Below are 13,473 nucleotides of genomic sequence, written 5' to 3' on the forward strand. Positions count from 1 at the left end.
AAACAAAAGGGGGTGAACATGTTGCAAATCGGTTATCGCACGCTGAAGACAGCGGTCGCTGCTGCGCTCGCGATGTGGATCGCAGAACAGCTCAAGCTCGATTATTACGTCTTCGCTGCCATCATCGCCATCTTGAGCATCCAGTCGACACGAAAGAAGACGTTTCGGTCTTCTTACGAACGCATCATCGCATCATTACTTGCCATCGTGCTCGGATTTATTCTATTCGAGGTCATCGGCTATCGTCCGGTGACATTATTGATCTATTTCATTTTATTCCTTCCATCCGTTCAACGCCTCCGACTTCAGGACGGTTTCATCACGAGTGTCGTCATTCTGACACATTTGTATACGGAACGTCAGCTCAACGCGCACATCCTGTTAAATGAATCCTTATTGCTTGGCATTGGTGTTGGTGTCGGATTGCTTGTCAACATGTACATGCCAAGTCTCGATTTGTTGATTGACGACCGCCGAGAAAAGATTGATCAACGGATCGCTGCCTTATTCTTCGAAGTCGCCGCTGCGATCGAGACAGGGCGGGTCAATCATCATGCGTTGACGCTTGACGAGACAGAACGACTGTTACGTGAAGGGAAGGATGCCGCCTTAAAACGGATGGGAAACGCGATCGGTCGTCGGAACGATGATGAGGATTATGCCTACTTCCGGATGCGCGAACAACAATTCGAGTTACTGCGCGGTATCGTCCATCATGCCGAGGAACTGGTCCTCGTCGTCGAAGAAGGAAAAAAAGTCGCCGACTTCTTTCGGACGATTGGTGACAATGTCCGACCTGAAGCCGACGCAATGGTGTACATTTCAGAACTAGAGGCGTTATTGACACGTTTCCGTGCCTCTGCCTTACCCGTCACGCGGGAAGAATTCGAGGTCCGCTCTGCCTTACTACACATGCTACAAGAAGCGGAGCAATATTTACGTTTAAAACAACGCTACGTCAATCAAAAGAAATAAAACATCGTCGAGGCAAACGTACCGATCAGGAAGATTGCTAAGATCCCGATCGTCGTCCATTTGATGATGCGTTGTTGTTTCGATGGTTTTGCCATATCGTCATTGACTCCTCTCTCGTATCGACTGATTACTGCCATTGTACAAACAACCTTTCAGAAGTGCAAATGACGATGGGGATGGTATACTAAAAAAGCGCTAGTGGATTGAAACATAATAAGAGGAGGGTTTTGTCATGGTCAATGAACAACGTGTATTAGATACGTTTTTAGAACTTGTCCAGATCGATTCGGAATCAAAAGAGGAGGCACGCATTTGTGCTCACTTGAAAAAAACGTTCGAGGATCTCGGATGTGAAGTGTTCGAGGATGACGCTTCGTCCAAGACGGAACATAAAGGAAACAATTTAATCGTCACGCTTCCAGCAACAAAAGAAGGCGTCGATAAAATTTATTTCACTTCCCATATGGATACGGTATTCCCGGGTCAAGGCATTAAACCAATCATCGAGGACGGTTACGTCAAGACGGACGGCACAACGATTCTTGGGGCAGATGATAAAACAGGTCTCGCATCTCTGATCGAACTCGTGCATGTATTAAATGAAACGAAACAACCTCACGGGAAAATTCAGTTCGTCATCACAGTCGGTGAAGAATCTGGGCTCGTCGGTGCGATGGTTCTTGATCCATCCAAAATCGATGCCGATTATGGTTTTGCACTTGATTCAGATGGAAAAGTCGGAGACATCATTACGGCTGCTCCAACGCAAGCAAAAGTCAATGCGAAGATTTTCGGGAAAACAGCGCATGCTGGTGTCGCACCGGAAAAAGGTGTCTCGGCGATTACGATTGCGTCGAAAGCGATCGCGAAGATGCCGCTCGGTCGGATTGATGAAGAGACGACAGCGAACATCGGACGGTTCAGCGGTGGTGGTCCATCAACGAACATCGTTTGTGATTATGTCGAAATCTTCGCGGAAGCACGGTCACTCGTCGCTCCGAAGATGGAAGCACAGACAGAGAAAATGAAAGCGGCGTTCGAAGAAGCAGCAGCAGAACTTGGTGGTCGTGCTGAAGTTGAAGTCAAGGTCATGTACCCGGGCTTTAAGTTCGAAGATGGAGATCAAGTCGTCGAAGTCGCGAAAGCAGCGATCACACAACTCGGACGCACGCCACGCCTCTTACATTCTGGTGGCGGATCAGATGCCAATGTCATTGCTGGTTTTGGTATCCCAACGGTCAACTTGGCTGTCGGATATGAAGATATCCACACGACGAATGAAAAGATGCCAATCGAAGAACTCGTCAAAACAGCGGAACTTTGCGTGACGTTAGTTGATTACATCACGAACAAATAAGCTGATGAAACACAAAAAAGAGTGTACCGCAACATTGCGGTACACTCTTTATCATTGTACGATTAAACTACTTGAGGACGATCCACATATTCCATAGACTCTAGAACGAGTTCTTCTGTACATAATAAGGTCGAAGCGATTTCATCGATTTGAATCGACTTTCCGTATTTTTGCCGATAACTCTCGTTCAGTTTGCGGGCTTCCCGGACGATGCGGGCATAGGTCCGTTCAATCTTAGTCATGGAAAAAACCACCTTCCAAATCTGAATAGGTACAGTTTACCATGCTTCAACAGACGAAAGGTGTATTTTGTGTATAAAAAATGCTAATTTTACGAAAAGGGGAAAAAGATGGAATTTTATTTTTTAGGGACAGGGGCCGGTATGCCGTCGAAACAACGGAACGTCACATCGATTGCCTTGTTACACCCCAAAATGACCTGGTTGTTCGATTGTGGAGAAGCGACACAACATCAAATCTTACACAGTCCGATCAAACCACGGAAAGTCAACGCAATCTTCATTACCCATTTACACGGGGATCATATCTTTGGTTTACCAGGATTCATTAGTACAAGAGCTGCCTTAGAGGGAACGACGCCACTAACGATCTATGGACCGACCGGGATTAAGGAATGGATGGACGCGACGTTACGGATCACAGGGACGTATTTGCGATATCCGCTCCGAATCGTCGAAGTCGAGGACGGTCAAACGTATGAACAAAATGGTTTCCGCGTGACAGTGCGGTCACTTGAACACCGCTTCCCGGCGTTCGGGTACCGACTTGAAGGACCAGAAGAGCGTGGTGCATTACGTGTCGATGCCTTGCAAACGTTAGGCGTGCCGTCTGGTCCGCTCTATCGCCGGATCACACAGGAAGAAACGTTCGAGTTCGATGGCACGGTCTATACGTCGTCCGATTTTTTAGAAGCACCGAAACCAGGTGTCAAACTTGCGGTTCTTGGTGATACGATGCCGTGTGCGGCATCAATCGATCTTGCGCGTGACGTCGATGTATTAGTCCATGAAGCGACGTTTGCAGATCGAGAAGTCGAACATGCGGGACGCTTCGGTCACTCGACTGCCCGTCAGGCAGCTGTCATCGCTGATACGGCTCAGGCGAAAAAGCTTCTCTTGACGCACGTATCCGCGCGTTATGTCGAGCAAGAAGAAGTACTGGAACAAGAAGCACGAGAAGTGTTCGCGAACAGTCATTTGATGTTTGATCACCGGATTGTTCCGGTGAAAGGATAACCGATGGACTTTCTTATTCTTTGGGCACTCTTTTTATTGGCCGCTAGTGGTTTAGGATTTTTGCTCGAACGTCGGACCGAAAAAGAAACATACTTGTACATGAAATTCATTTTTTATGCGTGTCTCGGGGCCGTGTCGTTTCCGGTCTATGATATTCAATTACCACTCGGCATCATCATCTTCTTGATCGTATTGCATCCAAAAAAGAATTCGCGTTACAAACGGTACATGGCATTATTCGGATTCCTGTTCTTCCTGTTCCAACTTTTCCTTGGACCGTTTGATGCCGGAACGTTGCGGGAAGAAACCCAACAGATTGGTCGCGTGGCCATCACAGATGACTCGTTTGATAGCTTTCTTAATCAAATCGAACGTCGTGTCGGAGAAGACGGGCTGCGGATGGAACAAAGTCGGTTGATGTTCGATCGGGGCGGGAATCTCCGGAACGCCTCGTTTGAGATGCTCGTCGAAACACCGAAACGCTTCATTCGTTACGATGTCAGTTACCAGGAGTTGACGGGAACGATTTCCTATCGACCGCGTGAAGAGTTGACGACAAAATCGTTGACGTCGTATTACCAGAAACTGATTGATGCGAATCAATCGTTTGAGACGTTGCGAAAGCTTTCGATTCATGAGATTTTACATGATTCCAAAACACCCTATGTCGAGATGGATCTCGATGGGCTCTATGAAACGTTTAGTCTGCAGGATGCAACGGTCTTCTTGATTGATGACGAAGGAAAACTGATTCCGTACGTCAATACAGGGGACGATGTCTTAGCGAATGCGGTCCGTCTGACGTATTACCGTTCTGACGGTCAATCCTTACGAAATAAAACCATTCTGTTATACAATTACAGCTTTGAGACATCAAGGCGAAAAGGAGTCGTACGATGAAAAAATGGCTATTTGCTGCAAGTATCGTGTTACTTGCCGGTTGCGCGGAAGCAAAAGAGGAACAACAAACAGCGTCTTGTGAGGCGGAAATTAAGGTATCGGTCGTGGATCACGTCAAGGATAAGACGTTGTTTGATAAAGACGTATGCTTGAACGAAAACGATACAGCACTGGATGCACTTGAAGATACGACGCTCGATGTCGTCAAAACAGGTAAAGGTGAGATGGCATATGTCACTGCAGTCGATGGGATTCGAGAGAAATCAGCTGGAGCAGGTAGTGGCTGGGTCTTCGGGGTCAACGGCAAACCAGGCGAAGTCGGTGCTGGAAGTTACGAACTGAAAAAAGGAGATCGTCTCGAATGGCGATTTGAAAAAGATGCAATGGCTTATTTTGAGTAAACCAGAACGGGAGCGACTTCACCCAGTGAACGTCGCTCTCTTTTTCATCGGGATGATTACGATCCCGTTCGTCCTCACACATGATCAATCCGTGATCGTCGTCTATCATCTGCTCTTGTTTTTATTCGTTCAAGAACGGACAGTGTTTCGCTATTTAGTTCTCCCGGCTCTTTATGCGGTCATGATGTGCGTCCCGCTTCTTTATGGTGCAAGTATCGACACGGTGGCAATCTATGAAACGACGGTCCAAGTGACGTTATTCATCACGTCGAGTCAATGGATTTTTACATTGGTTCGACTCGATCAGATGGGACCGTTGTTTCGTTTCTTACCTCGACTGACACGATTGACGGGGATGGTGTTGGCGCTGATTCCGTCTTTCTTACGGACTTGGCCGGAAGTCAAGATGAGTCATCCGAAAGCGTCGCTTGCTGTTCGACTGGAGCGGATGGCCGCCTATCATATCGTACCGATCGAAGCGGTGCCGTCTCGCTTAAGACCGATCATGCGACGTGATGTTCAGACAGGCTTATTGCTTGCGGCAGGACTGGCTCTTTGTCTGACACCATGGGCGATCATTCCGGCGCTGATTTTGCCTATAGTGCTATTATTTACAAAAGGAGGAATCCGGGATGCCTATCATGTATATCGACACAAATCGCGAAGAGCGACTACGTCAACAGGCGAGCGAACATGAACAACCCGTCTTGACACCGGAGCGCTTACTACATGGACGTGTCCGAGATCTTCTGGCGACGGGTTCCTTGTTTCGGGCAGGAGAACTCGCGACCTTGCTTGGACTAGAAGCTTTTTTTGAAGCGGAGTCGAGTGAACTCTCATCCGGAGAACAACAGCTCGTCGGACTCGGTCATGCGTTGTCTTCGTCACCAAAGACCCTGTTCTTGTCGGAACCGTTTCTCTTTCTTGATCATGTCAGGCGAAAGCGATTGATGGGATTGCTTGAAGAAATCGAACGACGGTTTGGTTGTCAGATTCATTGCTCGATGACGATACAATCCGACTTGTCAATTACGAGTCGCGCTACTGAATTGACAGGTCGTACCCTGAATCGGATCGAAAACGTCCAACACCGTTATCCGTTACAGACACGCTATGCACTCGCAACAGAAAAATTGTCGTTTCATCAAGGTGAACGCATTGCGATCATTGGTGCGAATGGTAGTGGGAAATCGACGTTACTACGACTCGCGCTCGGTGTCGAGCGACCGCTGTACGGAAAAGTCCGGCGCTCGGGGGAGACGCATTATGTACCAGCGCATCCGATGCTTGCGCCATTAGACGATCGAAGCGGTAGTTTTACGACACAAAAAAAACGTCTCTTGGACGGTATCGATTGGAGTAAAGACAGCTATTACTTTGATGAGCCGACAGCGGGTCTCGATGACATGGATCGAACGACTTTCATCAATTCGTGGAATACGAACCCGACAACGCTCATTGTCATGGCGACGCATGATTCAGCTCTGATTCGAGCAGCACAGCGCATCATCTATCTCGTGCACGGAGAAGTAGCGTTTGACGGACCAACGGAGCAATTTTTACGTGAAAGCCGGTTGTTCGTATGATCGTCGCAACGATTCTGATTATGGGTCTGTTCTTGATCATCTTCGAAAAACTACCGATGACGGATCAACGATTACGGTTCATCGCTATCATCACGGCAGCGGCAATCGTCGGACGATTGTTGTTCTCCAGTTTGCCGAACGTCCAGCCGGCAACGGCACTCATCTTATTAGTAGCCGTCTTCATCCATCCGATCGTCGGTGCCATTTCTGGGATGCTTGTCGTCGTGTTAACGAGCTTGTTTCTCGGAAGCGGTCCGTTCGTCCTCTTTCAAGCGCTGGCGTATGCAACGATTGCCAGTCTAGGATTCGTTCCGTTTCTTCGTTACCGGATCGTATTGACTGGATATGGATTTCTCGCTGGTTTCTTATACGGATGGGTGAGCAATCTTGGGTTCTTGGTATTGACCGGATTCTCGTGGCAAGCTTTTTTGACACTGCTTGTAGCCGGAGGAACGTTTGATATGCTTCACGGATTCAGTAACGCGATCTTCATTTGGATATTGTTTCCGATTTTTTTACGAATTATGCATTCATTCGATGAAAAGAGGGGTACAGAATAGTAACATACCGAACAGGAGGGAAGGCATATGCTGGGATCGTCGATTTCGCTTGCTTATGTCGTCATGTTGCTCATCGTCTCGAGTGTCGGCTTAGTGTTTGGCAGTATTCTGTTGATGAAAGGTACGATTAGAGGACGTTACGCTGCTTGTTACTTACTTGCTGCCGCCATCTTCCCAAGCGCCATGCTCATTACCTCATCAGAAGGATTACTTTGGCAACATTTACGGTTCGAGAGTTCATGGTTCCTCGCGATTGTCTCCTGGTTACTCGTCTTATCGACGGGCTACATCGTCTCGATCACGGGTGCGCTCGTCATTCGTTATCTGTATCGCTATACGACGACCTTTGATCGCTTCAAACGTTATGCAACGCGGCGTTTTCGTCATCACGAGGCATAAATACAAAAACGGAAGAACCAGCTATCTGGTCCTTCCGTTTTTTTCATGAATTCGCGTACAGGAGTTCTTCTTCTGTCGACGATTCTTGCTGGCGAGCAGGATCTTGGATTCGACCTGTCACTTCTGTCAGGAGACGGCGTGGCAAGAGACGGGACAAGGAAACCATGGCGCGGTTGCTCGCACCTGGAACAACGACGCGACGCCCTTTGAGCATACCGCGATATCCAGCGAAGGCGACGAGGTGTGACGGCATACTCTTAAACGGTAGCGTGATGTTCGCCCGGTCGAAGAAGTTCGTATCAGTTGGTCCCGGGCAGAGACAAGTCACACTGACACCCGAGCCGTCGACTTCTGTCGCAAGTGCTTCCGAGAACGACAGAACATAGGCTTTCGTCGCGTAGTAGACACTCATGTATGGTCCTGGCATGAAGGCAGCGACCGACGCGACATTCAGGATGCGTCCAAAGCCACGTTCAACCATTCCTGGTAAAAGACGCTTCGTCAAATCCGTCAAGGCGACGACGTTGACCTGGATTGAGTTGATGTCTTCTGTTGGATCAATTTCCGCAAAGCGTCCCGACGTGGCGAAGCCGGCGTTATTGAACAGCAGATCAACTGTCAACTCCTGCTCCTCTAAGTACTGCACAAGGCGATCGACGCTGTCGCTCAGCGAGAGATCGGCAGCAAAAACATACACTTTGATCTGATAGCGTTTTTCAAGGACCTGTTGAAGCTCCTTCAATTTCTTTTCATTGCGGGCAACGAGGACACAATCGAAGCCATCTCGCGCTGCAAGGACAGCGAGATCGAGTCCGATTCCACCCGATGCACCGGTAATCAGTGCTGTTTTTCGTAACATAGGACATTCCTCCATTCGAAATCGTGAATCTGAGTCTAGTGTATACCATTCCATACCGTTCCCGCGAATCCTGTTTCGTAAGCATTTACTTTTCTTATCATTGGTCCAACCAGTATGATAGAACAGTAGAGGGGAAGTGGAACAAATGAGGAAAAAAGTAACCGTCGCCTTGTTGCTCGCGACGTTTTTAGCTGCGATCGAGGGGACGATCGTCGCAACAGCTACGCCTGTCATGGCGAGTGAACTGAACGGGGCGAAATTAGTCAGTTGGATCTTTGCCGGGTTCTTATTGTTCATGGCGGTCTCGACGCCGATTTACGGAAAGATGGCAGATTTATATGGGCGAAAACGGGTCCTGTTATTCGGGATTGGTGTCTTCACCGTCGCGTCACTAGCCTGTGGACTTGCTCAATCGATGGAGATGTTGATCGTCTTTCGCGCCGTCCAAGGCATCGGGGCAGGAGCCGTATTGCCGATTGCGATGACGATCATCGGTGATTTGTATACATATGAGGAACGAGGTAAGATTCAAGGGGTGCTGAGCGCGGTTTGGGGCATCTCGGGTGTCGCTGGACCACTCGTCGGTGGATTCCTCGTTGAATCGCTATCGTGGCGGTATATTTTCTTACTAAACGTACCGTTTGCGTTATTGTCGTTCTTCATGATCGTCGTTTACTACAAAGAGACGGTCCGTGAAACAGAGCGGAAAATTGATTACCGGGGTGCCTTGTTGTTTGCGCTCGGGATGAGTGCGTTTCTGTACGGCTTATTGTCGGGGAGTGAGTCGGAGACGTTCTTGCGTCCGATCATTCTAGCGAGCTTTTTCATTAGTTTCGTGTTATTGTTCACATTTTACCGGGTCGAGAAAAAGGCGAGCGATCCACTCTTACCGCCAGCAGTCATTCGCCATCCGGTCATTCTCGTGATCAACTTAGCGGTCTTCTTTTCCGCATGGGTGCTCGTCTCGATGTCAGCGTATATTCCGATTTTCGCCCAAGGGGTACTCGGTAAGAGTCCGACCGAAGCTGGTTTCATGTTGATGCCACTGTCGCTTTTTTGGACGCTGACCGCCATCATCGGTGGACGGACGATTGGTGTGGCTTCACCCCGGTACCGGACGATGACCGGAATGGGACTGCTGATCGTCGGTACAGTGATTTTATCGTTGATCACGCGCGAATCAAGTGATGTTTTCATCTATCTTGCCGTTTCGCTGATCGGAATTGGTTTTGGTCTCTCACAACCCGTCTTTATGGTCGTCTTGCAGACTTCCGTCGATTGGTCACTTCGTGGCTCAGCGACGGCCGTCAACTCGTTCTTGAGTACGACGGGGCAGACGCTCGGTGTTGCGATTTTCGGTACGATCTTCAACCTATCGATCCTTCGTTCATTTGCAGCGTCAGACACGCTGTCAGGGTACGCGATTGATCCATTCTTCCAATCGAGTACGGCAAAAACGTTCGGACAGGACGTGCAGTATGCGGCAGAAATCGCGTTATCACATGGATTACGTTACGTCTTCATCGGTGGCGTTCTTTGTGCGATTCTCGCATTCGCGATGACATGGCGTTTACCGAAAGTTCGACCTGACGATCCACGATCGTAATGAAAAAGCGAACCAGGATGATGATCATCCTGGTTCGCTTTTGTCATTAAGAAGATTGACTAGTGGCACTCTCACGCTGGGCGATTTGTTCGCGAATATCGCGTTCGTTGCGTCGGAGGAACAATCCGATTCCGATCAATAGTAAAGCGGCACCGGTGATTTGAATCCATGTCAGCTTCTCATCGAACAGATAGTATCCGAAGATCATCCCCCAAACCGCTTCGCCAAGGATCGTGATGCTGACGATGCTGGCACTGACACGAGCGAGCGCCCAGTTGAATAAATTGTGACCGAGTAACGTCGGGAAGACGGCAAGAAGAATATACAGCCACCAATCTTGTTGGAACGCAGCAACGAGATTCGTTGATTGAATCAACGATAACAAAAGCAAGACGAGCGACGCGACAGCGTAGACACCGAACGAATAGAGATTCGTCGAAACGCTTGTGCGGACGTGTTGACCGAGCAACCAGTAACCAGCGACTAAAATCGTTGCGAGCAAAGCAAGACCGTCCCCGATCAAGGCGCGCATACCGACGGCGATATCTCCGTAAGCGACGAGACCGCCACCGAACAAGGCGACAGCAACGAACAGGAGTGCCTTGCGCGACGGGTGTTGTTTGAAGAATAATGCGTTACCGGCCAGGACAAAAATCGGACTCGCGGTCACGAAGAGCGTCGAGCTCGCAACTGTCGTATAATCAAGAGAGAGGAACCACAGCCAAAAATGCCCGGCGAGCAAAATGCCACTTAATAGCATATGCCGGATCGTTGACGAACTGAGTTGCAAAAGTTCCTTCAATCGAATGAGCGGGAGCAACAACAAGGTCGAGAACAACATGCGGTAAAAGGCGACAGCCTCGATCGGGGTCTCCGCCCACTTGACGAAGATTGCCGATGTTGAAATAAAGAATAAAGCCATGAATAACGTAAAATAGGGCATGGGTACCTCCACATGTCTGAAGTAAGGAAATGAGGGTGAAGCGTGTGCAATTGATCATTGCTGAAAAACCAAAACAAGCTGAAAAACTGGCAGCACCGTATCCGTCCGTGAAGCGGGACGGCTACATTGAAATCAAGCCGTGTGACCGGTTTCCGCAAGGAGCAAAACTCGCCTATGCGGTCGGACACTTATGTGAACTGCAGGAGCCGGCGCATTATGACGCCAAATGGAAACGATGGAACTACGATCATCTGCCGATCATCCCGGAACGATTTGATTACCGACTGGCAAAAGGCAAGAGTAAACCGTACCAAGTCATCAAGAAATTATTGAATGAGCGGACGACGACTTCCATCATTATAGCATCGGATGCCGAGCGAGAGGGAGAGGCAATCGTCCGATTGATCTTACGTCTCGCGAACAACGCGAAACCACTGCAACGACTCTGGATTTCGAGTCTGACGCCTCAAGCGGTTGATCATGGGTTTGCGAACCTGCTCGATGGTAAGGAAACGGAGAACATTTTTCATGAGGCGATGAGTCGCGCTTGCGCCGATTGGTTGATCGGGATGAATGCGTCCCGTGCGTATACGACGTTACTGAAGAAGAAGGGCATCGCCGACGTCTTTTCCCTCGGACGGGTCCAGACACCGACGCTCGCACTGATTGTCGAACGGGAAAAACAGATCGAGAACTTCCGACCGGAGACGTACTACGAAGTCGAGGCGGATTTTACGCGATACAAAGGAAAATACATCAATGCGAAGAAACAGACGAAGCTGAGTGACCGGGAACAGGCACAAGCGATCGTGGATCGGACGAAAGGAACCGGAGTCGTCGCATCGATCGAGAAAAAACGTCAGACGGAACGTCCACCGTTTTGGTTCAGTTTATCGCTCTTACAAACAGAAGCGAGCCGACGGTTTGGTCTCGGTGCAAAAGAGACGCTCGATATCGCGCAAAAACTCTATATCCGTGGTTGGATCAGTTATCCACGAACGGACTCTTCCTTCGTGACGAAAGAGGAGGCGGGACAGTTCCCGGTCATTCTTGATCGGTTATTGAAGCAAGCGGAATATAGCCCAATCAAGGATGTCCTGACGAACAATCCAGCTAACGATAAACGCTACGTCAATCCGGCAAAGGTCAGCGACCACTATGCGATCATTCCAACAGAAGAGGCGGGTGCCGTCGCGAAGCTCTCTGGACGAGATGCGCAAGTCTACGATTTAATCGTTCGCCGTTTCCTTGCTGCCTTTGCACCGGACGCTGTCTCGGAGAAAACGGAAATCGTGACGACGCGTGAGATGGACCGTTTTTTGACACGCGGCAGTCGGACGATTGATCCGGGCTTTAAACAGGTCTTACAAATCGAGTCAAAGGAAGTCGAATTACCAGCCGTCGAACAAGGACAAGAGATGCCGATCAAAGGCTGTCGTCTGCTTGAGAAACAAACGGAGCCGCCGAAACGCTATACGGAAGGGACACTCATCCTCGGCATGAAAACAGCTGGCAAATTACTCGAAGATGAGCTACAAGCGATCATGAAGGAAGTCGAGGGACTCGGGACGGAAGCAACCCGTGCCGGGATCATCGACGGACTAAAACGACGCGAGTACATTAAACTTGTCAAAAAAGAGATTCATCCGACGCCAAAAGGTCGAATCTTGATCGATGCCGTGACGGGAAGTATTCTTGCTTCACCAGAGATGACAGCGAAGTGGGAAAGCCGTCTCGAGCAAATCGGCAAAGGAGAAGCATCTGCTGCCCAGTTCATTGAACAGGCGAAAAAATTATCAGAGCATCTCGTCGTCGATGCCAAACAACGGATCGAACAACTCGCTGTTGATCCGACGCAAGTCAAGAGTAAGTCTCCGCGGGGTGCAACGAATCGTCCGGTCGGTCCGTGCCCACTGTGTCAATCAGCGGTGCTTGATCGTGGGAAGTTTTATGGCTGCAGCGGCTATCAGAAGAACAACTGTGGCTTTACGTTACCGAAAACGATCCTTGGTGCCAAATTGACACAAACGGAAGTCAAAAAAGTACTCGCAGGTCAAAAAACAAAGCCACTCGAGATGAAAAAGAATGCGCGCCAGTTTAAGGCGATGCTTTATCTCGAGCGCGATCAATTAAAATTCGAATTCACGAAAGGGGAAGACTGATGCAATACGAACTGATTCAAAATCAATCATTTCGTCCTGTCTTTGAACGACTGTTACAGGAAGGGCGCCGCTTGACGGTCTGGTTTCCGGATCATATCGAGGTACAGTCGGCAGAAGGACTGGTCGAAGAAGCAGAAGAACTGTTTGGTGTGACAGCGGAAGTGATCGATGATCCACAATCATTCGGCAAGCATATCCTGCTTCCGTACTTGACGGAAGTCGAGCATCGGGAAGATGGATTCATCCGCTACGAAGCTGAGCTGACGGAAGAATTACGCCAACTCGTCCGCGAATTGACATTACCGATGTTGACGGAAGGAGACTTCGAAGTGTTGTATTCATATCAAATCGAGACGGAGACGGAACGCTTCTTCGTTGAAGACTGGTTCCAAGCTGACTTACAAAAACTACCTAACTAGGTGAAACTTCCTTGAAGAGGATGACGTAGGATAAGTGATCGTCATCATTC

General features: G+C 49.0%; 15 protein-coding genes. 12 read left to right on the forward strand and 3 right to left on the reverse strand.

Annotation, left to right across the window (positions count from 1 at the left end; translation table 11 throughout):
• Nucleotides 1–18 precede the first annotated feature (18 nt).
• Together B4C70_RS00280 and B4C70_RS00285 are read left to right on the forward strand one after the other, a co-directional pair.
• On the forward strand, nucleotides 19–975 hold the full coding sequence (locus B4C70_RS00280) for an aromatic acid exporter family protein (RefSeq protein WP_290776218.1): 957 nt from the start codon (nucleotides 19–21) through the stop codon (nucleotides 973–975).
• A gap of 232 nt (nucleotides 976–1,207) precedes the next feature.
• Nucleotides 1,208–2,332 carry a M20/M25/M40 family metallo-hydrolase gene (locus B4C70_RS00285; RefSeq protein WP_023467628.1) on the forward strand — a complete coding sequence of 375 codons (1,125 nt, stop codon included), beginning with the start codon at nucleotides 1,208–1,210 and terminating at the stop codon, nucleotides 2,330–2,332.
• Between the two features lie 62 nt (nucleotides 2,333–2,394).
• Here the strand turns inward: B4C70_RS00285 and B4C70_RS00290 are convergent, their stop codons facing one another.
• Entirely contained in the window at nucleotides 2,395–2,574 is a 180-nt protein-coding gene (locus tag B4C70_RS00290) for a hypothetical protein (RefSeq protein ID WP_023467629.1), read from the reverse strand.
• Nucleotides 2,575–2,682: 108 nt separating this feature from the next.
• Between B4C70_RS00290 and rnz the strand changes: the two genes are divergently transcribed.
• The 7 genes from rnz to B4C70_RS00325 are packed head-to-tail and all read left to right on the forward strand — an operon-like array spanning nucleotide 2,683 to nucleotide 7,434.
• On the forward strand, nucleotides 2,683–3,588 hold the full coding sequence (gene rnz / locus B4C70_RS00295) for a ribonuclease Z (protein ID WP_290776220.1): 906 nt from the start codon (nucleotides 2,683–2,685) through the stop codon (nucleotides 3,586–3,588).
• A gap of 3 nt (nucleotides 3,589–3,591) precedes the next feature.
• Nucleotides 3,592–4,488 carry a hypothetical protein gene (locus B4C70_RS00300; protein WP_290776222.1) on the forward strand — a complete coding sequence of 299 codons (897 nt, stop codon included), beginning with the start codon at nucleotides 3,592–3,594 and terminating at the stop codon, nucleotides 4,486–4,488.
• Nucleotides 4,485–4,889 (forward strand): DUF4430 domain-containing protein, encoded by a 405-nt coding sequence (locus tag B4C70_RS00305; protein ID WP_290776223.1) that lies wholly within the window; start codon nucleotides 4,485–4,487, stop codon nucleotides 4,887–4,889. Before B4C70_RS00300 ends, B4C70_RS00305 begins: the two co-directional genes overlap by 4 nt.
• Complete coding sequence (locus B4C70_RS00310; protein ID WP_290776225.1) at nucleotides 4,867–5,586, forward strand: hypothetical protein; 720 nt, start codon at nucleotides 4,867–4,869, stop codon at nucleotides 5,584–5,586. Before B4C70_RS00305 ends, B4C70_RS00310 begins: the two co-directional genes overlap by 23 nt.
• A complete protein-coding gene (locus B4C70_RS00315) occupies nucleotides 5,522–6,475 on the forward strand; it encodes an ATP-binding cassette domain-containing protein (RefSeq protein ID WP_290776227.1) in 954 nt (317 codons plus the stop codon). Before B4C70_RS00310 ends, B4C70_RS00315 begins: the two co-directional genes overlap by 65 nt.
• Complete coding sequence (locus tag B4C70_RS00320) at nucleotides 6,472–7,035, forward strand: ECF transporter S component (RefSeq protein ID WP_251136703.1); 564 nt, start codon at nucleotides 6,472–6,474, stop codon at nucleotides 7,033–7,035. The genes B4C70_RS00315 and B4C70_RS00320 overlap by 4 nt, the downstream gene beginning before the upstream one ends.
• Nucleotides 7,036–7,062: 27 nt before the next feature.
• Nucleotides 7,063–7,434 (forward strand): hypothetical protein, encoded by a 372-nt coding sequence (locus B4C70_RS00325; protein ID WP_223041529.1) that lies wholly within the window; start codon nucleotides 7,063–7,065, stop codon nucleotides 7,432–7,434.
• A gap of 43 nt (nucleotides 7,435–7,477) precedes the next feature.
• On the opposite strand, the gene B4C70_RS00330 is transcribed toward B4C70_RS00325, so the two are convergent.
• Nucleotides 7,478–8,293 (reverse strand): SDR family NAD(P)-dependent oxidoreductase, encoded by an 816-nt coding sequence (locus tag B4C70_RS00330; protein ID WP_023467637.1) that lies wholly within the window; start codon nucleotides 8,291–8,293, stop codon nucleotides 7,478–7,480.
• A 145-nt stretch (nucleotides 8,294–8,438) separates the two neighbouring features.
• On the opposite strand from B4C70_RS00330, the gene B4C70_RS00335 reads away from it, so the two are divergent.
• The gene (locus B4C70_RS00335; protein WP_195865706.1) at nucleotides 8,439–9,899 is read left to right on the forward strand and encodes an MDR family MFS transporter; all 1,461 of its coding nucleotides are present in this window, start codon (nucleotides 8,439–8,441) and stop codon (nucleotides 9,897–9,899) included.
• Nucleotides 9,900–9,945: 46 nt separating this feature from the next.
• On the opposite strand, the gene B4C70_RS00340 is transcribed toward B4C70_RS00335, so the two are convergent.
• Entirely contained in the window at nucleotides 9,946–10,842 is an 897-nt protein-coding gene (locus B4C70_RS00340; protein ID WP_290776232.1) for a DMT family transporter, read from the reverse strand.
• Nucleotides 10,843–10,886: 44 nt separating this feature from the next.
• On the opposite strand from B4C70_RS00340, the gene B4C70_RS00345 reads away from it, so the two are divergent.
• Together B4C70_RS00345 and B4C70_RS00350 are read left to right on the forward strand one after the other, a co-directional pair.
• Entirely contained in the window at nucleotides 10,887–13,004 is a 2,118-nt protein-coding gene (locus tag B4C70_RS00345; protein WP_290776234.1) for a DNA topoisomerase III, read from the forward strand.
• Entirely contained in the window at nucleotides 13,004–13,423 is a 420-nt protein-coding gene (locus tag B4C70_RS00350) for a hypothetical protein (RefSeq protein WP_047390976.1), read from the forward strand. The genes B4C70_RS00345 and B4C70_RS00350 overlap by 1 nt, the downstream gene beginning before the upstream one ends.
• Nucleotides 13,424–13,473: the final 50 nt, after the last annotated feature.

Origin of the sequence: Exiguobacterium sp. UBA5002, from assembly GCF_002396765.1 — a bacterium.
Lineage (GTDB): Bacteria > Bacillota > Bacilli > Exiguobacteriales > Exiguobacteriaceae > Exiguobacterium_A.

Bases quoted from the DNA above. Each gene is read 5' to 3' on its own strand.
- B4C70_RS00280 (WP_290776218.1), top strand. From the start codon at position 19: ATGTTGCAAATCGGTTATCGCACGCTGAAGACAGCGGTCGCTGCTGCG.
- B4C70_RS00285 (WP_023467628.1), top strand. From the start codon at position 1,208: ATGGTCAATGAACAACGTGTATTAGATACGTTTTTAGAACTTGTCCAG.
- B4C70_RS00290 (WP_023467629.1), bottom strand. From the start codon at position 2,574: ATGACTAAGATTGAACGGACCTATGCCCGCATCGTCCGGGAAGCCCGC.
- rnz (WP_290776220.1), top strand. From the start codon at position 2,683: ATGGAATTTTATTTTTTAGGGACAGGGGCCGGTATGCCGTCGAAACAA.
- B4C70_RS00300 (WP_290776222.1), top strand. From the start codon at position 3,592: ATGGACTTTCTTATTCTTTGGGCACTCTTTTTATTGGCCGCTAGTGGT.
- B4C70_RS00305 (WP_290776223.1), top strand. From the start codon at position 4,485: ATGAAAAAATGGCTATTTGCTGCAAGTATCGTGTTACTTGCCGGTTGC.
- B4C70_RS00310 (WP_290776225.1), top strand. From the start codon at position 4,867: ATGCAATGGCTTATTTTGAGTAAACCAGAACGGGAGCGACTTCACCCA.
- B4C70_RS00315 (WP_290776227.1), top strand. From the start codon at position 5,522: ATGCCTATCATGTATATCGACACAAATCGCGAAGAGCGACTACGTCAA.
- B4C70_RS00320 (WP_251136703.1), top strand. From the start codon at position 6,472: ATGATCGTCGCAACGATTCTGATTATGGGTCTGTTCTTGATCATCTTC.
- B4C70_RS00325 (WP_223041529.1), top strand. From the start codon at position 7,063: ATGCTGGGATCGTCGATTTCGCTTGCTTATGTCGTCATGTTGCTCATC.
- B4C70_RS00330 (WP_023467637.1), bottom strand. From the start codon at position 8,293: ATGTTACGAAAAACAGCACTGATTACCGGTGCATCGGGTGGAATCGGA.
- B4C70_RS00335 (WP_195865706.1), top strand. From the start codon at position 8,439: ATGAGGAAAAAAGTAACCGTCGCCTTGTTGCTCGCGACGTTTTTAGCT.
- B4C70_RS00340 (WP_290776232.1), bottom strand. From the start codon at position 10,842: ATGCCCTATTTTACGTTATTCATGGCTTTATTCTTTATTTCAACATCG.
- B4C70_RS00350 (WP_047390976.1), top strand. From the start codon at position 13,004: ATGCAATACGAACTGATTCAAAATCAATCATTTCGTCCTGTCTTTGAA.